The following is a 19,263-nucleotide window of genomic DNA, read 5'->3' on the forward strand; positions in this document are numbered from 1 at the left end:
AACCCGCATCACCTTCAGTGATGCCTTCATTCACTGGCGCTGATGCCACCGCAGCGCCGGCTGCCGCATCAGCTACAGCCGCTCCCCGTCGCATGAATGCGGCAGACAAACGCATCATCAATGGCCAGACCGACGTCAACCAACTGGTGCCATTCAAGTACAAATGGGCTTGGGAAAAATACCTCGCCACTTGCGCCAACCACTGGATGCCGCAAGAAGTCAACATGACCCGTGACATTGCCTTGTGGAAAGACCCCAACGGTCTGACCGAAGATGAGCGCCGGATGGTCAAGCGCAACTTGGGCTTCTTTGTGACCGCAGACTCTTTGGCGGCCAACAACATCACCTTGGGCACTTACCGCCACATCACGGCACCCGAGTGCCGTCAGTTTTTGTTGCGCCAAGCCTTCGAAGAAGCGATCCACACCCACGCTTACCAATACATCACAGAGTCATTGGGCTTGGACGAGAGTGAGATTTTCAACGCCTACAACGAAGTCAAATCCATCCGTGACAAGGACGAGTTCCTGATCCCGTTCATCAACGTGATCATGGAGCCCAACTTCAAGACAGGCACGCTCGAAGCCGATCAAACGCTGCTCAAGTCCTTGATCGTGTTTGCTTGCTTGATGGAAGGTCTTTTCTTCTACGTCGGCTTCACACAAATTTTGGCCCTGGGCCGTCAAAACAAGATGACCGGTGCCGCTGAGCAGTACCAGTACATCCTGCGCGACGAATCCATGCACTGCAACTTCGGCATTGACATGATCAACACGATCAAGCACGAAAACCCCCAGTTGTGGACCGCCGAATTCAAAGCAGAAATCAAAGAACTCTTCCTGCACGCCGTGGAGTTGGAATACCGTTATGCCGAAGACACCATGCCGCGTGGCGTGCTGGGCATGAATGCGTCCATGTTCAAAGGCTATTTGCGTTACATCGCCAACCGCCGTGCCACCCAGATTGGTTTAGAGGCCCTCTTCCCCAACGAAGAAAATCCTTTCCCCTGGATGAGCGAAATGATTGACCTGAAGAAAGAACGCAATTTCTTTGAAACCCGGGTCATCGAGTACCAAACTGGCGGGGCTTTGTCCTGGGACTGATCTTCTGAACACCCCTTCAATGCAACCCCTCTTCAAGCCACAGTTTGCAATGCCTTCGGGTATTGTGAGTTGTGGCTTTCCCGCGTTCATGGTGTTGAGGGCTTCCTCAGCACCATGGATCGCTTTGTGCAATCCAACAAGCACCAAGCGTTCCCTTTCCGTTGAGTTCTCAACTTGATCAAGGAGAAAATCATGGCAACTGCAAAAAAAGTAGCGGCAAAAAAAGCTGCTCCCGCAAAGAAGGCCGTCGCGGCCAAGAAACCTGTCGCTAAAAAAGTAGCTGCAGCCAAGAAGCCTGCTGCTAAAAAAGCCGCTCCAGCCAAAAAAGCTGTTGCAGCCAAAAAGCCAGCAGCTAAAAAAGTAGCCGTTAAAAAGCCAGCAGCCAAAAAAGCCGCTCCAGCTAAAAAAGCAGCTCCAGCTAAAAAAGCCGCTCCTAAAGCAGCAGCCGCTAAAAAGCCAGCAGCCAAAAAAGCCGCTCCAGCTAAAAAAGCAGCTCCAGCCAAAAAGCCTGCTGCAAAGAAGGCATCCAAAGCACCCGCTGCCCCCGCTGCACAAACAACGCTGAATCCCCAAGCTGCGTGGCCGTTTCCTTCGGCCGCCAAGCCCTGATTCAACATCGTTCGACGCACGTAGCGCAAAGCCCAACACTGGCAACAGTGTTGGGCTTTTTTGTGCAAGTTGCTCAGCTCGGTACCGGGTTGGTACCTCAAAAATCAGGGGTAAAAGCTCACCAGTCGGTAACCCAATGGTTGCAAGCCTTCAGCGGGCAGCAGTTGCAACTGGCCACTCCAAATTTGACCTGCGGCCAAAGCAGAAGGCGCAGCTTGTTCAGTAGGCCGCAAAACCCGACGAACCAGGGATTTGTCCTGCGCATCCAGCCACGTCAACTCCAATGCGGGCATTTCTAAAGCCTGGGTGGTCACATTGCGCACCGACCAGAGCAGCAACAGACCCCCCTCTTGTGGCGTCATGCTGGAGCTCTCAATCACAACCCCGTTGCGCACAGGCGGTGGCTCCATCTCGCAGCCCATCAGGCGACAGAAGATCTGCAATGGCTGAGCCAAAGCCGGCTCAGCCGCGACCAACAGGTAACGCCCAGCCACCATCCATTGCAATGCAAGCATCAGTACCAAACTCAAAACCAAGACCTTCGGCCACCAAGGCGGTGCAGAGGGTGGCAAAGCTGGCGCCTGATCCTCAGGGACTTGATCGTGTGCGATCAAGGCACCCAAGGGAACCCCAAAGACTTCGGGCGCAGCCGCCGTCGTGGTCGGCATCAAAGGCAAGGGTTTGAAGGTCGACAAGGCTTCTTCAAAAGCAGACACCGGAGTTTGCAGCGCGGACTTGTCTTCTTGCTTGAGAAAATCGTCAATGTCCAAGCGGTCTGCAGGAACTTCAGGTTCAGCGATGGGCTCGGTTTTGTGAGACTCCAATGGCCAATCCACGACCAAACCTTTGCTGTCAAAGACCTCTTGGCATTGCCCACATCGCAACCAGCCTTGCGCCACTTTCAGCTGATCAGGCACCACCCTGTAAGTCACAGCGCAAACGGGGCAGCGGGTTATCCAAGTCATGGTGCAGTGGCCCACATCAAAGGGGGGTTGCCAATGATCAGGACGAAATGGACGAAGCCACTGGCGATGTGGAGGTCATCAAAATCCAGCCATCTTCGCTGTCAGCCACTTCAAGTGCAAGCCAAGGCGCATAAGCGGCCTTGAGTTCGTCGGCCTGTCGCTCCAAAATGCCGGCCAGCACCAAGGACCCGGTGGGCGCCACATGGGCGCACAGCAGGGGGGCCAAAACCTTGAGTGGTGTGGCCAAAATGTTGGCCAAAACCGTTTGGTACAGGCCTTGCGCTTTGTCGGGCAGACCGGCTTGCAAACGCACGTTGTTGGCTTGTGCGTTCAACTCGGTGGAGGTCACGGCCGCATCGTCAATGTCCACCGCATCGATTTGCGTGGCACCATACTTGGCAGCCCCAATGGCCAAAATGCCCGAGCCACATCCGTAGTCCAACACCCGCTGGTCTTGGACCCCATGCCGCGCAATCCAACGCAAGCACATGCGTGTGGTGGGGTGTGTGCCGGTACCAAAAGCCAAACCGGGGTCCAGTCGGATGATTTGCCGCGCTTGCGCAGGCGGCTCATGCCAAGTGGGCACAATCCAAAAATCAGGGGTGATCTCAACTGGGGCGAACTGCGACTGGGTCAAACGCACCCAATCCTGGTCAGCCAGCACTTGCACACCCAGTATTTGGCAACCCTCAAAGAAGTCTTGCGCGGACAACAAGGCGACCGCTTCTTGGGCTTGGGCCTCTTGGGCAAACAAAGCGACCATGCGCGAACGCTGCCAACCGTCTTTGGGCGGCGGCATGCCGGGCTCACCAAACAAGGCTTGCTCAGCAGGTGTTTGTGCATCGGCATCTTCCACCGAGACACTCAAAGCATCCAAGGCGTCGAGCGCATCGCTCAGAAGGTCAACCCGGTCTTCGGGACACAGCAAGCTCAGTTCAAACATAGGGGTTTAACGCTTGTGCTGGCTCAGCCAGTGTTCCAGATAATGGATGTTGGTGCCGCCTTGCATGAACTTGGCGTCCACCATCAACTCACGGTGCAAAGGCACATTGGTGTTGATGCCCTCGATCACGGTCTCGTTCAAGGCCGTTTGCATGCGGGCCAAGGCCTGCTCGCGGGTGTCCCCATGCACAATCAATTTGCCGATCATCGAGTCGTAATTCGGTGGCACAAAATAGTTGTTGTACACATGCGAGTCCACACGCACACCAGGCCCCCCGGGCATGTGCCACGACGTGACACGACCGGGCGAAGGCGTGAATTTGAACGGGTCTTCGGCGTTGATGCGGCACTCGATGGCATGGCCTCGAATTTGAATTTGCCGCTGGGTGAAGGGCAGTCTTTCGCCTGCCGCCACCATGATCTGGGTTTTGACGATGTCGACGCCTGTGACCCATTCGGTCACCGGGTGCTCCACCTGGACGCGGGTGTTCATTTCGATGAAATAAAACTCACCGTTTTCAAACAAGAATTCAAAGGTGCCCGCACCGCGGTAACCGATTTTTTTGCAAGCGGCCACGCAGCGCTCGCCAATCTTTTCGATCAGTTTGCGGGGGATGCCGGGTGCCGGCGCTTCTTCGATCACTTTTTGGTGACGGCGTTGCATCGAACAATCGCGCTCCCCCAGATAGACCGCGTTCTTGAACTTGTCGGCCAGAATCTGGATCTCGATGTGGCGCGGGTTCTGCAGGAATTTTTCCATGTAGACCGCAGGATTGCCAAAGGCAGCGCCGGCTTCGGCTTTGGTCATTTGCACCGCATTGACCAAAGCGGCTTCGGTGTGCACCACACGCATGCCGCGACCACCACCACCGCCCGCGGCCTTGATGATCACGGGGTAACCCACCGATTTTGCAATGCGGCGAATCTGAACCGGGTCGTCGGGCAACTCACCCTCAGAACCGGGAACACAAGGCACACCCGCTCGAATCATGGCTTGCTTGGCCGAGACCTTGTCACCCATGATGCGGATCGACTCTGGGGTCGGACCGATGAACTGAAAACCGCTTTTTTCGACGCGCTCGGCAAAGTCGGCGTTTTCACTCAAAAAGCCATAACCGGGGTGAATGGCTTCGGCGTCGGTCACCTCGGCTGCCGAAATGATGGCCGGCATGTTGAGGTAGCTGAGCGACGAGGCCGCAGGACCGATACACACGGCTTCTTCGGCCAATTTCACGTATTTGGCTTCTTTATCGGCCTCGGAGTAAACCATCACGGCTTTGATGCCCAACTCTCGGCACGCACGTTGGATACGCAAAGCGATCTCACCGCGGTTGGCCACCAGGATTTTCTTGAACATGAAATCCCCGTTGGCTTATTCGACGATGAACAAAGGCTGACCGTATTCCACGGCCTGACCGTTTTCACACAAGATCTGTGTCACGGTTCCGGCCTTGTCGGACTCGATCTCGTTGAGGATCTTCATCGCTTCGATGATGCACAAGGTGACGCCCTCTTTGACGACCGAGCCAATTTGGATGAAAGGCGCAGCACCCGGGCTGGACGAACGGTAGAAGGTGCCCACCATGGGGGATTTGACGGCATGCCCAGCGGGCACCACAGGCGCGGCGGGCACATCAGACACCACCGCTGCGGGCACGGGTGAGGCGACCATCGCCACAGGAGCAGCTTGCTGCATCACCACCGGCGCGGCAACACCCATGCTTTTGACAATGCGAACTTTGCCTTCGGCTTCGGTGATTTCCAGTTCCGAAACGTTCGAATCGGACACCAAGTCAATCAGTGTTTTGAGTTTGCGCAAATCCATAAATCCTCCGAGGCTTAGAGCACATGTAATGCGGCTAATTTACACCAAATTTCAGCAAACACCCCCAAAATTGACTTTACGCGTCCCCACCGAAGTCACATGGCACGACTTTTTAAGGGTGCACCACACCCCCACAGCGCTGATCCAGCACCCTTGAAGTGGCCAATGCCTTCAAGCCGTGGCAGTACGCCATTGCAACAAATCGTCCAGCGTCAGTTGCCCCATCTTTTGACGCCAAATGCTGCCATCTGCCTTGAAAAACACCGTAAACGGCAAGCCGCCGGCGGCATTGCCCAGCGACTTGGCCAAATTCGTCCCCTCCAAACCGGCCAAACCCACCGGAAAGCCCAAGGGTTGCCGCTCTAAAAATCGGCGAACAACACTGGGCTGGTCAATGGCCAAGGCCACCACTTGATGACCGTTGGCAGCATTTTCACGCCAGAAGGCTTGGATCATGGGCAACTCTTCGATGCAAGGTGGGCACCACGTCGCCCAAAAGTTGAGCAGCAATGGCTTGCCCTTGAAACTGCCCATCGTCAGACCTGTGCCTGCAGGGGTCTCAAATTGTTGATCCCAAACCGGGTGGCTTTCGGCTTTGGCCACCGCCTGGGGCTCAAAACGCCGCAAGGCCATGCCCACACCCGCCACGGCCGCTGCAGCGCCCACCCCTAAAACCAAATTGCGCCGAGAAGCGCCAGAGCTTGGATTGTTCATATTGAGATTGTCTTTCATGCCGCCAGCAAACGCTCAAGGGCCGCCAAATCGCCTCGTGGCGAACGGCCTTGGGTATCGGGCAAAAGCGCACCGCGCAAATCGTCCAAGTCGTAAATGCGCAGGTGCACGCCCACATCCTCGTTCAAAGGCTGGCAAAAACTGTGCAAACTCAGCACATCGACATCGTCCCCGTGCAGGCCGCGCACGGTTTGGACTTCATAGTGCTGGTTCTGGTTGATCAGGGCGATTTCGGCCGATTTGGGATCGTCGCAGAACAAAGCCAAGTCCACATCACACAGGCGGGTGGCCCAACCTTGCCAAACCGCACCCCCCAAATGCGGGCGAAATTCGGCCAAGCGCTGCATCCACAGCTGCGCCAATTCGCGCAAGGCCCGCAATTCACCTGGCTGTGTGTCGGCGCAAAACAAGTCGATGTAGTCACGCACCTCACTCTCCACCACGTCATTGGTGGGCAAGGCGGTTCGAGCGGGCAAGCCCAGCTCTTTGAGGGCGCGGTGTTTGGCTGGACCAAAGGACAAACCTTCTTCAACCACCAAGCGAGCAGCCGTGGCAGCAATTTCAAGCGCAAGATTGTTCATGGTGAACGATTGTGCCGGACCCCTGAAAACACCTGAGGCCCATGCTGCAAAAAACGGCTTCTGCGCCCCTCTAAAATCTCACCCCATGCATATACATATCTTGGGCATTTGTGGCACCTTCATGGGCGGCTTGGCCGCGTTGGCCCGCGAAGCCGGGCACCGGGTCACCGGCTGCGATGCGGGCGTTTACCCCCCCATGAGCGACCAACTGCGGGCTTTGGGGATTGATCTGATCGAGGGATTTGGCACCGATCAGATGGCATTGAAGCCCGACATGTATGTGATCGGCAATGTGGTCAGCCGTGCGCGTTTGGCCGACGGCAGCCCCAAGTTCCCCTTGATGGAAGCCATTTTGGACTCTGGCACGCCCTACACCAGCGGCCCCCAATGGCTGTCTGAACACGTCTTGCAAGGTCGCCATGTTCTGGCCGTGGCAGGAACACACGGCAAAACCACCACCACCTCGATGCTGGCTTGGGTGCTGGAGCAAGCCGGTTTGCAACCGGGCTTTCTGGTCGGGGGCGTGCCGCTCAACTTTGGTGTGTCGGCCCGGCTGGGTGGTGGAAAGTATTTCGTGATCGAAGCCGACGAATACGACACGGCTTTTTTTGACAAGCGCAGCAAGTTCGTGCATTACCGCCCACGAACAGCGATCCTGAACAACCTGGAATTCGACCACGCCGACATCTTTGACGACTTGGCTGCCATTGAGCGGCAGTTCCACCACCTGGTGCGCACTGTACCCGGCTCGGGCCGCGTGGTCGTCAACGGACTGGAAGAGAGCCTCACCCGCGTGTTGGGTCAAGGCTGTTGGAGCGAAGTGCGCAGCTTTGGCAGCACCGTCAGTGACTTTGTCGCCGAAGGCGAGCCCTCACACTTCAAAGTGCTGCAAGCCGGAAAGCCCGTGGCCGAATTGCAGTGGGCCATTGGCGGCGTGCACAACCAGCTCAACGCCTTGGCCGCTATCGCCGCCGCCGAGCATGTGGGCGTGGCACCCGCCGCGGCCGCCAATGCCTTGGCCACCTTTGAGAACGTGAAACGCCGCATGGAAGTGCGCGGCAGGGTGAACGGCATCACCGTCTACGACGACTTTGCCCACCACCCCACCGCGATCCGCACCACCGTCAACGGCCTGCGCCGCCAAGTGGGCAAGGCGCGCATCTTGGCCATTTTTGAGCCGCGCAGCAACACCATGAAGCTGGGCACTATGAAGGCGCAGTTGCCTTGGAGCCTCGAAGAAGCCGATCTGGCCTTTTGCCACTCAGGTGGGTTGGACTGGGATGCCGCCACCGCGCTTGCGCCCATGGGCACCAAAGCGCAAGTGGGTGCCAACATTGACGAGGTGATTGCGCAGGTTTTGGCGCAAGTTCAACCGGGTGATCACCTGCTGTGCATGAGCAATGGCGGCTTTGGCGGGATTCACGCCAAATTGTTGGCCGCCATCAACGGCTGAGGGCGCGGCGCGCCTTCACCGCATCCGACAGCACCTGCAACACGCCTTCGCTGTCGTCCCATCCGATACAAGCGTCCGTGATGCTCTGGCCGTAGGTCAGTTTTGCCACATCGTGCTGTCCTGGCGTGAACTTCTGGGCGCCGTCCACCAAATGGCTCTCGACCATGATGCCGAACACTTGGCGTGAACCACCGCTGATTTGGGCGGCAATGTCTTTGGCCACGTCGATCTGGCGTTCGTGCTTTTTGCTGCTGTTGGCGTGGCTGCAGTCCACCATCAAGGTGGCGGGCAGCTTGGCGGCTTCCAGTTCTTTGCAGGCCGCGGCCACACTCTCGGCGTCATAGTTGGGGGCTTTGCCACCGCGCAGAATCACGTGGCAGTCCTTGTTGCCTTGGGTCTGGACGATGGCGACCTGGCCGTTTTTGTGCACCGACAAAAAGTGGTGGCCACGGGCGGCCGCCTGGATCGCGTCGGTCGCGATCTTGATGTTGCCATCCGTGCCGTTCTTGAAACCGATGGGCGCTGACAAGCCCGAGGCCAGCTCGCGGTGCACTTGGCTTTCGGTGGTCCGTGCGCCAATCGCTCCCCAACTGATCAGGTCGCCGATGTATTGGGGCGAAATCACGTCCAAAAACTCGCTGCCTGCGGGCAGGCCCTGGCGGTTGATCTCGATCAGCAGCTGGCGTGCGATGCGCAGACCTTCGTCGATGCGAAAGCTTTCATCCAGGTAAGGGTCGTTGATCAGGCCTTTCCAGCCCACAGTGGTTCGGGGTTTTTCGAAGTACACACGCATCACAATTTCCAGCGTGTCCGCGTATTGGTCGCGCAGTGGCTTCAGGCGGCGGGCGTAATCGAGGGCCGCAGCGGGGTCATGAATCGAGCAAGGGCCGATGATGACCAGCAAGCGGTCGTCCTTGCCGTGCACGATCTTGGCGATCGATTGGCGGGTTTGGGCGATCAGTGTTTCCGTTGCCGTGCCGGCAATCGGAAAGAAGCGAATCAAATGTTCTGGGGGCGGAAGCACGGTGATGTCCTTGATGCGTTCGTCGTCGGTCTGGCCTGTTCGATCGGCAGCATTGGGATACCAGCTCTCTGGGGCAGTGGTTTTGGCATTCATCGTGGACTCCTTGGATTTAAAAAAACATAAAAAAACCGCCGGGCTTTGGGGCTCCGGCGGTTTGTATCGAGATGTTCGGGTGCTTATGCGCTCGCCTCTCGTCCGCCGGGGACTGAGAATCCAAAATAAAAAAAGTAAAAGGCAAAGCGCAAAGACATGGGTTCAATGTAGCACAGCTTGTTGACAGTTCCTGACAGGGCGCACCGGGGACAAACCCGCAGCCCCAATCCAAAAGGTTCAGGCCGTGCCCCCAACGGTCAGGCCGTCGATGCGCAGCGTGGGTTGACCCACGCCCACCGGCACGCTCTGGCCTTCCTTGCCGCAGGTGCCCACCCCAGAGTCCAGCTTCATGTCGTTGCCGATCATGCTGATCTTCTTGAGCGACTCGGGGCCGCTGCCAATCAGGGTCGCGCCCTTGACGGGGTATTGGATCTTGCCGTTTTCCACCCAGTACGCCTGACTGGCCGAGAACACGAATTTGCCACTGGTAATGTCGACCTGGCCGCCCGCAAAGTTGGTGGCGTACAGGCCCTTCTTGATGCTGGCCACGATTTCTTCGGCGCTCTTGTCGCCACCCAGCATGTAGGTGTTGGTCATGCGCGGCATGGGCACATGCGCATAGCTCTCGCGGCGGCCGTTGCCCGTGGGTTTGACGCCCATGAGGCGGGCGTTCATCGAATCCTGAATGTAGCCGCGCAAGATGCCGTCTTCGATCAGCACGTTCTTTTGGCTGGCGTGGCCTTCGTCATCCACATTCAGCGAGCCACGGCGGTCGGCCATGGTGCCGTCGTCCAGCACCGTGACGCCCTTGGCCGCTACGCGCTGGCCGATGCGGCCACTGAAGGCACTCGAGCCCTTGCGGTTGAAGTCGCCTTCCAGGCCGTGGCCCACAGCCTCGTGCAAGAGCACGCCGGGCCAGCCATTGCCCAGCACCACCGTCATCTCGCCTGCGGGCGCAGGACGGGCTTCGAGGTTGATGAGCGCGGCCGACACCGCTTCTTGCACATAGCTCTCGACCATGCCGTCGTCAAAATAGGCCAGGCCAAAGCGACCACCGCCGCCCGCACTGCCCACCTCACGGCGGCCATTTTGCTCAGCGATCACCGTGACCGACAAACGAATCAAGGGGCGCACATCGGCCGCTAAGGTGCCGTCGGCACGCGCGACCATCACCACGTCGTACTCGGTGGCCAATCCGGCCATGACCTGAACCACACGCGGGTCTTTGGCGCGGGCGATGGTCTCGACGCGGCCCAGCAAATTGACTTTGGCCGTGCTGTCCAAAGTGGACATCGGGTCGAGTGAGGGATAAAGCGAGCGGCTGGCCGAAATTTTGCGGGCAGGCACCTTGATGCGCTTGTTTTGAGTCGCCTGCGCGATGGTGCGCACTGTCATGGCCGCGTCCATCAAGGAGGCTTCAGAGATGTCGTCCGAGTAGGCAAAGGCGGTTTTCTCACCCGACACGGCCCGCACGCCCACGCCTTGGTCGATGCTGAAACTGCCAGTCTTCACGATGCCTTCTTCCAGGCTCCAGCCCTCTGAGCGGGTGTACTGAAAATACAGGTCAGCGTCGTCAACTTGGTGGGCCTGAATGGCGGACAGCGCCCGGCTCAGGTGGGTTTCGTCCAAACCAAAGGGTTCGAGCAAGAGGGACCGGGCCGTGGCCAAGCGTTCGATGGTGGGTTCGCGTGAAATCATGGTCACATTGTAGGCAGGCTTCAAGACCCTTGCCCGATTTGGACAGTGGCCAAAACACACCAGCGGTTTCAGCTGCGCGCTTGGCGCGTCCATTTGAGGAGGGCCGCGTCGTCTTGGGCTTGCAAACCCTCTGCCATGGCCTGTGCAAACACATCTCGCGCCAAACGGCCCAAAGCGGGCTCAAAAGCCACGGCCTCGGCCGCCTGCAATGCCAAACCCGTGTCTTTGGCCAACAGGCTGACGTGCGCGCGAGGCTCAAAGTCACCCGCCAAAGCCCTGCGCATCCGGTCTGAGCCGATCCAGCTTTGTCCGCTGGAAGCCTCTACCACCGACAAAGTGGCCGCCGGGTCCAAACCCAAACGCTCGGCCAAGGCCATGGCCTCTGCTGCCCCCGCCAAATTCACCGCAGCCAACAAGTTGTTGACCAACTTGGTGCGGGCACCATCGCCTGCCCTTGTGCCCACCCGAAAAACCTGCCCACTCAAGGCATTCAACAAATGCTGGTGCCGCTGCCAGGCGGCTTCCGAACAGGCCACCATCAAGCTCATGCTGCCGTCGCGGGCCCTCACAGGGCCGCCAGACATGGGGGCGTCAATGCAATCCACACCGCGCTGCGCCAGCCGCTCGGCTTGCAACTGCACGGTGTCGGGTCCTAAGGTCGGGCACAGCAACACGGCTTGGCCTGGCTGCAAATGCGGACCTGCACCGCCCTCCACACCTTGGCCGCCATTTCCCCACAGCACGGCGTCGGTTTGGGCGGCATCGACCACGGCCAGCAAAAGCACCCCATGGGGCGCAAGCGATTGCGCCGCTTGCATGGCCGAGTCAAAGGGCACAGCGCCCAAAGCAACCGCCTGCGCTTGGGCCTGCGGGTCCTTGTCATGCACTCCCACCGACCAGCCCAAAATGCGCAAACGGGCCAACATGCCGCCACCCATGTTGCCGGCCCCGACCACCGCCACTGACACAGACTTGTTCATGTTTGTACCCATTGCTTGGAACGGGCGATCGACATCAAGATGCCCAAGGCCAGGCCCAAGGTGACCATGGCGGTCCCCCCGTAGCTGACGAAGGGCAAGGGCACCCCCACCACCGGCAAAATGCCGCTGACCATGCCCATGTTCACAAAGGCGTAGGTGAAGAAAATCATGGCCATGCTGCCCGCCAACAAGCGGCTGAAGAGGGTGGGCGCGTTGCTTGCAATGACCAAAGCCCGGTAGACCAAAAAGAAAAACCAGAAGATCAGGAACAAGCCGCCGACAAATCCAAACTCTTCGCCGTAGGCGGCAAAAATAAAGTCGGTGGTCCGCTCGGGAATGAATTCAAGGTGGGTTTGGGTGCCTTGCATAAACCCTTTGCCCCAAAAGCCGCCCGAGCCGATGGCGATCATGCCCTGGATGATGTGAAAACCCTTGCCCAGCGGGTCACGCGCGGGGTCCAGCAAGGTGCACACCCTTTGGCGTTGGTATTCGTGCAACACGCGCCAATCCACATCGGGTTGGCACAAGGTGGGCTCCATGAGCACCAGCACCACGATGCCCACCAGGGCCAAAAAGATGGGCGGCAAAATCCAGCGCCACTTGAGGCCGGCAAAGAAAATCACCGCCAATCCAGCCGCCAACACCAGCAAGGCCGTGCCCAAATCGGGTTGTTTCATGATCAAGCCCACCGGGATGCCCAAAATCAGCAACGCCACGGCAAAGTCAAAGGGCCTGAGTTGCCCTTCGCGCTTTTGAAACCAGGCGGCCAACATCAAGGGCAGTGCAATCTTCAAGATTTCGCTGGGCTGAATCACCACACCCAAGTTGATCCAGCGTCTGGCCCCTTTTTTGGTGACGCCAAAAATCGCCACCGCCACCAGCAAAATGACCCCAACGGTGTAGATCGGAACCGCCCAAGCCACGAGCTTTTGAGGCGGCACTTGGGCCACCACAAACATGATGAAGGCAGCCAACAACATGTTGCGGCCATGGTCTACAAAACGGGTACCGTGGTCGTAGCCGGACGAAAACATGATCAGCAAACCCGCGCAAGCGAGCATGAACACGGCAAAGGCCAAAGGGCCGTCGAAGCCCTTGAGCAGATGCCGCATGCGCTGCAGCAGCGTCGGTGTTTGAATGACGGGACCCATGGTGGGATTATCTCAGGGCGCGTTAGAGCCCGCGGCGGTGACAGCGCATCAATGGCTTCGTCCGCTGCGGAACATGCCGTGGGTTTTGCGGTTGAGGACGCCTTGTGCAGCCAGTTTGTTCATGGACGGGCTGGCATGTGCGTGGGTGATGGCCATGCCCAAAGCATCGGCCGCATCTTGACGCGGCACCACGGGCAATTGCAGCAAACGCTTGACCATCTCTTGGACTTGCGACTTCGCGGCACGACCGGAGCCGGTCACCGACTGTTTCATCTGCAAGGCGGTGTACTCGGCCACAGGCAAGTCGCAAGACACCAGCGCCGTCACACAACAGCCCCGGGCCTGCCCCAAGAGCAGCGTCGCTTGCGGGTTGACGTTGACAAAAACAATCTCGACCGAGGCCACATCGGGTTGGTAGCGGGCATTGATTTCGCGGATACCGTCGTAAATCACCTTCAAGCGGGCAGGCAAGTTACCCATGTCGCCCCGGGTGGTCTCGATCACGCCGCTGGCCACGTATTGCAGGCGCGAGCCGGTCATGTCCAGCACACCAAAGCCCGTGGTCTGCAGACCCGGATCAATGCCCAGGATGCGCACAGTTTGGGGCGTGGCCGTGGTCAATGAACTCATGGCAACACCACATCGCCCATGCGGGCCACGATCTTTTCGGCCTGGCTGGCCAAGTAGGCCGATTGGGCCCGCTGCTCAAAATACCGGGGGCGTGGCAGCATGACGGCCAAACGCGCCGCCTCCCAGTCGTTCAAACGGGCCGCATTCTTTTTGAAATAGTGTTGCGCCGCCGCTTCAGCCCCAAAAACACCCTCCCCCCATTCGACGCTGTTGAGGTAAATCTCCAAAATTCGCCGTTTGGACAGGCAAGTCTCCAAGGCCAAGGTGATCAGCATTTCTTGCCCCTTGCGCAGCAAGGTGCGTTCGCCCGACAAAAACAGGTTCTTGGCCAACTGCTGGGTGATGGTGGAGCCCCCCACAATTTTCACAGGTGGGGTTTTGCCATCCGGGCGGCGCTGGGCGCGTTGCTCGGCCAGGGCTTTGGCTTTGGCGTTTTTCTCCCAAGCTTTTTCCAAAGACTCCCACCACACGCCGCCGTGCTGCGCAAACAAGCCGTCCTCTGAAGCGATCACCGCCCGCTGCAATTTGGGCGAGATGCTGGGCAAATCAACCCATTCTTGCCGCCAAGGCAACTGGCCTTGTCGGGACACAATTTGCCAGATCTGCGAGCGCTCAAAACTGGTGGATTGCGGTGCCAACACGGCCATGCTGGCGATGCGCAAGGCAAAGAACAACTGCAAGCACAATCCCGCCAACAAGACCAGCACACACCAACGGCCAAAAGCACGCATCAACATCCTTTGTTTCTGGGTTTCAAGGGCTGCTTCGCCCCTCAGGGTTGCGCTCGCCTGGGGTCAACATGCGCATGTCCAGCGTACCCTCTTTGGAAAACTGAAAACGGGTGACCACCACAATTTGGTCGGCCTGCCGCCGCATGTTAGCGCTGAACCCATCAAAAGGCGCAGCACTGCGCACAATCGCCACCGCCCGCTGGTCCAGCAAAGGCTGCCCGGAGGGTTTGGCCACCTCGGTTTGAAGCAAGCGCCCGCGCGCGTCCACGGTGATCACCATGGTCAACTGCCCATACAGCTTTTGCCCACCCACCTGCGGAAAATTGAGCGTGCCACGGGTCTCAATGGTGCGCCTCAGCTTGTCGTAATAAAGCGCATAGACCGCTTGCCTAGTGGCGGGGCCGATGAAACGTTTGCGCGGACCGGCTTGGGCTTTCTGGAGTTGGGGCTCAATTTGGGCCAACTGGCGGGCCAATTGCTGCTGTCGCTCTTGCCGGGCTTGGCGTTCGGGGGCATCGGCGGTTTCGCCGGAAGGGTCTGTGCTCAGGGCGGACAGTTCCTGCTTGAGCTGGGTGAGCAAGCGCATTTGTTGCAGTTTGAGCGCTTCGATTTGACGTTGCATGGCCCCGATGTCGGTGCCCGGCTCCTGGACCGCCGAAGGGGGCAAAGGGGAGCTGGCGCGTTGCTGGCCCGGCACTGAACCGCCCCCTGCCAAATCAACTTGGGCGATGGCCTGTGCACGCTCAGGCGGTGTGTCACTGCGGGCATTGACCAACACCACCTCCAAAGCGGTGTCTTCAAAAACCCGCTGAAAGCCCTCGGGGTCGGCAAAACGCCAAGCGATCAAAGCGACATGCACCCCTAAGGAAAAGACCAAGGTCCAGACCAGCGTGTGGCGTTGAAGCGCCTGCTTCAGCCCAAAAGGTGACAAAGCGCCCTCAAGACCCATCGCTTTGTGTGCTGTCGGACAAATCAAGGGCGATGGTGAGCGGCCCTGCGGCCATGACCTCGTCGTCATCGGCCTCTTGGCTTTCCGCATCAGCGGCCACAGCATCCGCATCGCTCGGGGCATCCAAGTGCGCGGTCACCGTACCGTGCACATCGAGTGCCATCAGGTCCACCTCACCCAGTTTGACGCGCACCCGCGCACCGCGCATCAGGCCTTGTGCGCCCATCACACTGAACATCAAGGGCAAGGTGTCGGCCCGCACCAACCAGCTGCCGCCACCCATCTCCTTGACCAAACTGGCTTCGATCTCTTCAATGCCTTGCTGCTGCACATGGCGCAGTGTCCAGTAACGTTCCATGCTCGACTGCACGCTGTTGTAGGCGCTATAAGCCGCATCAAAGCCACTGATGATGGAAAACAACTCGGCGTCTTTGGGCTTGAAGGGCGCGGCCAAGGCAGCGGTCGCGCCATGCTGAGCACACGCGATGATTTGCCACTGGTTGACCAAGTCGGTGTAACGGCGCAAGGGCGATGTGCTCCAGGCGTAGCTGGGCACGCCAATGCCGGCGTGCGGCAGCGCCTTGGTGCCCATGCGCACCTTCACACCGGGCGCCATGCTGGCTTGGCTGCGGTAAATGCCGGGCACACCCAGTTGGGCCATCCATTGGCCCCAAGTGCTGTTGGCCAAAATCATGGCCTCGGCCACCATCAAGTCGAGCGGCGCACCCCGTTTGCGGGTGCCAATGACCACGGTCTCTTCGCCCGTGGGCGGGGCTTCGTTGCTTTCACGTTCGAGCTTGAAGCTGTAATCGGGACGGTTGAAGTTTTCGGGTTTGCCCCGCACCACTTCACGGCGGGCCTTGAGGGTTTGCGCCAAACGCCAGAAGAACCCTAGCGTCGCGCGGCTCACGGGCACATCGGCATGGTCGCTGCCGTCTTCGCCTTCCAACCACTCGCGTGTGATGCGATCGTCCAGCTGGTCATGGCGCAAGTTGACCAAAATCGGCACCCGCTCCAAACGGGTGACGGCACTTTGCACTTCCAAAGTGTCTTCGCTGAAGGTGACGTAAAGCGACACCGCCGGGCAGTCGCGCCCCTCGATCAGGGTGTAGGCCTGCACCACGCTGTCGGGCAGCATGGTGATTTTGTAGCCGGGCATGTAAACGGTGGACAAACGGGTACGGCCCAGTTGGTCGATGGCGCTGCCTGGCGTGAGTGCCAAGCCGGGCGCGGCGATGTGGATGCCCACCGTGACGGTGCCGCTGCCCAGGCCTTGCAGCGACAAGGCATCGTCGATTTCGGTGGTGTGTGAATCGTCAATCGAAAAGGCTTGCACCGGGGCCAGTGGCAAGTCGTTCAAGATGGCCGGCGCCTGCAAAGCCGGAAAGCCCGTGCCTTTGGGGAACAGATCGAACAAGAAACGCTGCCAATGGAAATCCCAAGCCGAAGCGATGGCCCCGGCGTTTTGCAGCAAGTCCAAAGGCGCCCTTTGGCTGGCCTTGCTGGCCTCGACCACAGCCTTGTACTCGGGGGTGTTTTTGTCAGGACGGAACAGGATTTTGTACAGTTGCTCGCGAATCGGCACGGGGCAAGTGCCCGCCACCAATTCGGCCGACCACGCCTCGATTTGGGCCTGAACCTGTTTCTTTTTCTCGATGGCCAAAAGAGCCTGCTGCACGATCTCGGCCGGCGCTTTTCGAAAACGCCCTTTGCCGGCGCGACGGAAGTAATGTGGGGCTTCGTGCAGGCGCAGCAAGGCAGCGACTTGCTGCAACGTGCTGGCCGAGTTGAAATAGTCTTGCGCCAAATCGGCAAAGCCAAATTCTTCCTCGGGTGCGAATTCGTAAGCCAGCTCCAGCTCGATGCTTTGGCTGAGTGCTGTGGCCTCGGCCAACAAAGCGGCTGGGGTGGGTTTGTCAAATTTGAGCAGCAGGGCTGCGGCTTTGACTTTGACCCGCTTGCCCGAATCGAGCTCGACCTGCGCGGACGCCTCGGCTTCGGACAAGATGCGACCGGCCATGAATTTACCGGCTTCTTCAAATAATGCGTACATCGGGTGATTTTCCCACGCCCCGCCGCGCTGAAAGGCTCAGCCCATCAGGCCAAGCGAAGAAATTCCAGTATTTCGGGCAGGTACAGGTCGAAATCACTCAGGGCGTGGTCGCTGCCCTCGATCAAGCGCACTTGACCGCCACCGTGGCGGGCCAGCATTTCTCGCCAATCGAGTACCTCATCACCTTGGGCGATCACCGCCAGGGTTCGGGCTTCTGGGCTTGGGGTTGGAGGCTGCGCCTCCAACTCGAGCAGCTCTTGCACAAACGACGCATCAAAAAAGACTTTTTGCGAAGGGTCGTGCCAGGCCGGGTGTTCGCCAATGTGCTGGGCCAAATCCCGCGCCGGGTGCACCGCCGGGTTGAGCAGGACCGCAGGGCAGCCCCAATCACGCGCGAGCCACGCGGCGTAAAAGCCCCCCAAAGAAGAGCCGACGATGGCGATGCGATCAAGCGGCCAATGGGCTGCGCCAGATTGCAACAAGGCCATGGCCTGCTGGGGAGATGCGGGCAATTGGGGGCAACACCAAGTCACGCCCGGGTACTGTTGTTGCACGATGTCGGCCATTTTGCGGGCCTTGACCGAACCGGGCGAAGACCGAAAACCGTGCAGGTACAGCAGGTGTGTGGTGCGCGGCATCACCAAGCCGGTTGCAGGGCGGCAAAGCCGCGGGGCGCTTGCGCGGCCTTCTCGAAAGTCACCACCTCGTAGGCATCGGGCTGGGACAACAACTCGCGCAGCAAGCGGTTGTTCATGGCGTGGCCCGAGCGGAACGCGCTGTAAGCGGCCAACAGCGGTTTGCCCAGAATGTACAAATCGCCCATGGCGTCGAGAATCTTGTGTTTGACGAACTCGTCGTCGTATCGAAGACCATCGGTGTTCAAGACTTTGTAATCGTCCATCACGATGGCGTTGTCCAAGCCGCCACCTAAAGCCAAGCCATTGGCCCGCAGCATCTCCACGTCTTTGGTGAAGCCAAAGGTGCGGGCGCGGGCGATGTCGCGGGCATACACGCCGTCCGACATGTCAAACACCACCTGCTGCCCGGTCGAATCCACCGCGGGGTGCCGAAAATCGATCTCAAAGCTCAGCTTGTAGCCGTGGTAAGGCGTCAAACGCGCCCACTTGATGTTCTCGCCCTCACCTTCCGACACCTCAACAGGTTTGAGCACGCGCACAAAACGCTTGGGCACAGACTGCTCCACCACGCCCGCGCTTTGTAGCAAAAACACAAAAGATGAGGCTGAACCATCCAGGATGGGCACCTCTTCGGCCGTGATGTCCACGTACAAGTTGTCAATCCCCAAACCCGCACAAGCCGACATCAGGTGCTCGACCGTCAGCACTTTGGCTTGGCCCGCGGAGATGGTAGAAGCCAAACGGGTGTCGGTCACCGCCTCGGCGTTGACCGGAATGTCCACCGGCTCGGCCAGGTCGATCCGGCGAAACACAATGCCGGTATCCGGCGCTGCGGGGCGCAGGGTCAGCTCGACGCGCTGACCGCTGTGCAAACCCACGCCGACGGCTTTGGTCAAGGTTTTGAGGGTGCGTTGAGCGAGCATGCGTGTATTTTAGTTGGCGAGAGATTTGGGAGTGTGGGAAAGGATTAGGCGTGCAGTCAACAAGGACCGCCACGACAGGTACGCAGTCTCGGTGGGTTGCCCGGTGCTGGCGGGCGATATTGAGGCGCGAAGCGACGACGAGCCCGACGGCACCGGGGGACACGCCGAGACGGCCAAACGTCA

General features: G+C 59.1%; 19 protein-coding genes. 3 read left to right on the top strand and 16 right to left on the bottom strand.

The features are described from left to right. Positions 1-20 precede the first annotated feature (20 nt). Together B9Z40_RS05065 and B9Z40_RS05070 are read left to right on the top strand one after the other, a co-directional pair. On the top strand, positions 21-1,103 hold the full coding sequence (locus tag B9Z40_RS05065) for a ribonucleotide-diphosphate reductase subunit beta (RefSeq protein WP_369823429.1): 1,083 nt from the start codon (positions 21-23) through the stop codon (positions 1,101-1,103). Positions 1,104-1,295: 192 nt separating this feature from the next. Continuing rightward, positions 1,296-1,712: a histone gene (locus B9Z40_RS05070; RefSeq protein WP_100172935.1), complete on the top strand. Its 417-nt coding sequence runs from the start codon at positions 1,296-1,298 to the stop codon at positions 1,710-1,712. 104 nt (positions 1,713-1,816) lie between these two features. Here the strand turns inward: B9Z40_RS05070 and B9Z40_RS17330 are convergent, their stop codons facing one another. The 6 genes from B9Z40_RS17330 to B9Z40_RS05100 form a co-directional block, all read right to left on the bottom strand. After that, complete coding sequence (locus B9Z40_RS17330; protein ID WP_100172170.1) at positions 1,817-2,677, bottom strand: zinc-ribbon and DUF3426 domain-containing protein; 861 nt, start codon at positions 2,675-2,677, stop codon at positions 1,817-1,819. 37 nt (positions 2,678-2,714) lie between these two features. Continuing rightward, positions 2,715-3,620 (bottom strand): 50S ribosomal protein L11 methyltransferase, encoded by a 906-nt coding sequence (prmA, locus tag B9Z40_RS05080; RefSeq protein ID WP_100172171.1) that lies wholly within the window; start codon positions 3,618-3,620, stop codon positions 2,715-2,717. Positions 3,621-3,626: 6 nt separating this feature from the next. Then, on the bottom strand, positions 3,627-4,976 hold the full coding sequence (gene accC, locus B9Z40_RS05085; RefSeq protein WP_100172172.1) for an acetyl-CoA carboxylase biotin carboxylase subunit: 1,350 nt from the start codon (positions 4,974-4,976) through the stop codon (positions 3,627-3,629). A 15-nt stretch (positions 4,977-4,991) separates the two neighbouring features. Beyond that, positions 4,992-5,444 (bottom strand): acetyl-CoA carboxylase biotin carboxyl carrier protein, encoded by a 453-nt coding sequence (gene accB / locus B9Z40_RS05090; protein ID WP_100172173.1) that lies wholly within the window; start codon positions 5,442-5,444, stop codon positions 4,992-4,994. A gap of 171 nt (positions 5,445-5,615) precedes the next feature. Then, positions 5,616-6,158: a TlpA disulfide reductase family protein gene (locus B9Z40_RS05095; RefSeq protein ID WP_100172936.1), complete on the bottom strand. Its 543-nt coding sequence runs from the start codon at positions 6,156-6,158 to the stop codon at positions 5,616-5,618. Positions 6,159-6,172: 14 nt separating this feature from the next. Further along, on the bottom strand, positions 6,173-6,757 hold the full coding sequence (locus tag B9Z40_RS05100; RefSeq protein WP_100172174.1) for a hypothetical protein: 585 nt from the start codon (positions 6,755-6,757) through the stop codon (positions 6,173-6,175). 85 nt (positions 6,758-6,842) lie between these two features. On the opposite strand from B9Z40_RS05100, the gene mpl reads away from it, so the two are divergent. After that, positions 6,843-8,210: a UDP-N-acetylmuramate:L-alanyl-gamma-D-glutamyl-meso-diaminopimelate ligase gene (gene mpl, locus B9Z40_RS05105; RefSeq protein WP_100172937.1), complete on the top strand. Its 1,368-nt coding sequence runs from the start codon at positions 6,843-6,845 to the stop codon at positions 8,208-8,210. On the opposite strand, the gene B9Z40_RS05110 is transcribed toward mpl, so the two are convergent. From B9Z40_RS05110 to lpxC, 10 genes are all read right to left on the bottom strand, one after another. Further along, complete coding sequence (locus B9Z40_RS05110; RefSeq protein WP_100172175.1) at positions 8,200-9,327, bottom strand: 3-deoxy-7-phosphoheptulonate synthase; 1,128 nt, start codon at positions 9,325-9,327, stop codon at positions 8,200-8,202. The genes mpl and B9Z40_RS05110 overlap by 11 nt on opposite strands. Positions 9,328-9,564: 237 nt before the next feature. Further along, on the bottom strand, positions 9,565-11,025 hold the full coding sequence (tldD, locus tag B9Z40_RS05115) for a metalloprotease TldD (RefSeq protein WP_100172938.1): 1,461 nt from the start codon (positions 11,023-11,025) through the stop codon (positions 9,565-9,567). A gap of 68 nt (positions 11,026-11,093) precedes the next feature. Further along, positions 11,094-12,005, bottom strand: a complete 912-nt coding sequence (locus tag B9Z40_RS05120) for an NAD(P)-dependent oxidoreductase (RefSeq protein WP_100172176.1) — start codon at positions 12,003-12,005, stop codon at positions 11,094-11,096. Continuing rightward, on the bottom strand, positions 12,002-13,156 hold the full coding sequence (rodA, locus tag B9Z40_RS05125) for a rod shape-determining protein RodA (protein ID WP_100172177.1): 1,155 nt from the start codon (positions 13,154-13,156) through the stop codon (positions 12,002-12,004). The genes B9Z40_RS05120 and rodA overlap by 4 nt, the downstream gene beginning before the upstream one ends. A 48-nt stretch (positions 13,157-13,204) precedes the next feature. Beyond that, positions 13,205-13,753 (bottom strand): crossover junction endodeoxyribonuclease RuvC, encoded by a 549-nt coding sequence (ruvC, locus tag B9Z40_RS05130; RefSeq protein WP_100172939.1) that lies wholly within the window; start codon positions 13,751-13,753, stop codon positions 13,205-13,207. Between the two features lie 29 nt (positions 13,754-13,782). Next, positions 13,783-14,517 carry a monofunctional biosynthetic peptidoglycan transglycosylase gene (gene mtgA / locus B9Z40_RS05135; protein WP_100172940.1) on the bottom strand — a complete coding sequence of 245 codons (735 nt, stop codon included), beginning with the start codon at positions 14,515-14,517 and terminating at the stop codon, positions 13,783-13,785. A 22-nt stretch (positions 14,518-14,539) separates the two neighbouring features. Next, on the bottom strand, positions 14,540-15,466 hold the full coding sequence (locus B9Z40_RS05140; RefSeq protein WP_100172178.1) for an energy transducer TonB: 927 nt from the start codon (positions 15,464-15,466) through the stop codon (positions 14,540-14,542). Continuing rightward, a complete protein-coding gene (locus B9Z40_RS05145; protein WP_100172179.1) occupies positions 15,456-17,519 on the bottom strand; it encodes a ribonuclease catalytic domain-containing protein in 2,064 nt (687 codons plus the stop codon). Before B9Z40_RS05145 ends, B9Z40_RS05140 begins: the two co-directional genes overlap by 11 nt. 44 nt (positions 17,520-17,563) lie before the next feature. After that, positions 17,564-18,157: a YqiA/YcfP family alpha/beta fold hydrolase gene (locus B9Z40_RS05150; protein WP_100172180.1), complete on the bottom strand. Its 594-nt coding sequence runs from the start codon at positions 18,155-18,157 to the stop codon at positions 17,564-17,566. Further along, positions 18,157-19,080: a UDP-3-O-acyl-N-acetylglucosamine deacetylase gene (gene lpxC / locus B9Z40_RS05155; RefSeq protein ID WP_100172181.1), complete on the bottom strand. Its 924-nt coding sequence runs from the start codon at positions 19,078-19,080 to the stop codon at positions 18,157-18,159. The genes B9Z40_RS05150 and lpxC overlap by 1 nt, the downstream gene beginning before the upstream one ends. Positions 19,081-19,263 lie beyond the last annotated feature (183 nt).

Source organism: Limnohabitans sp. 15K (genome assembly GCF_002778285.1).
Classification (GTDB): domain Bacteria; phylum Pseudomonadota; class Gammaproteobacteria; order Burkholderiales; family Burkholderiaceae_C; genus Limnohabitans_A.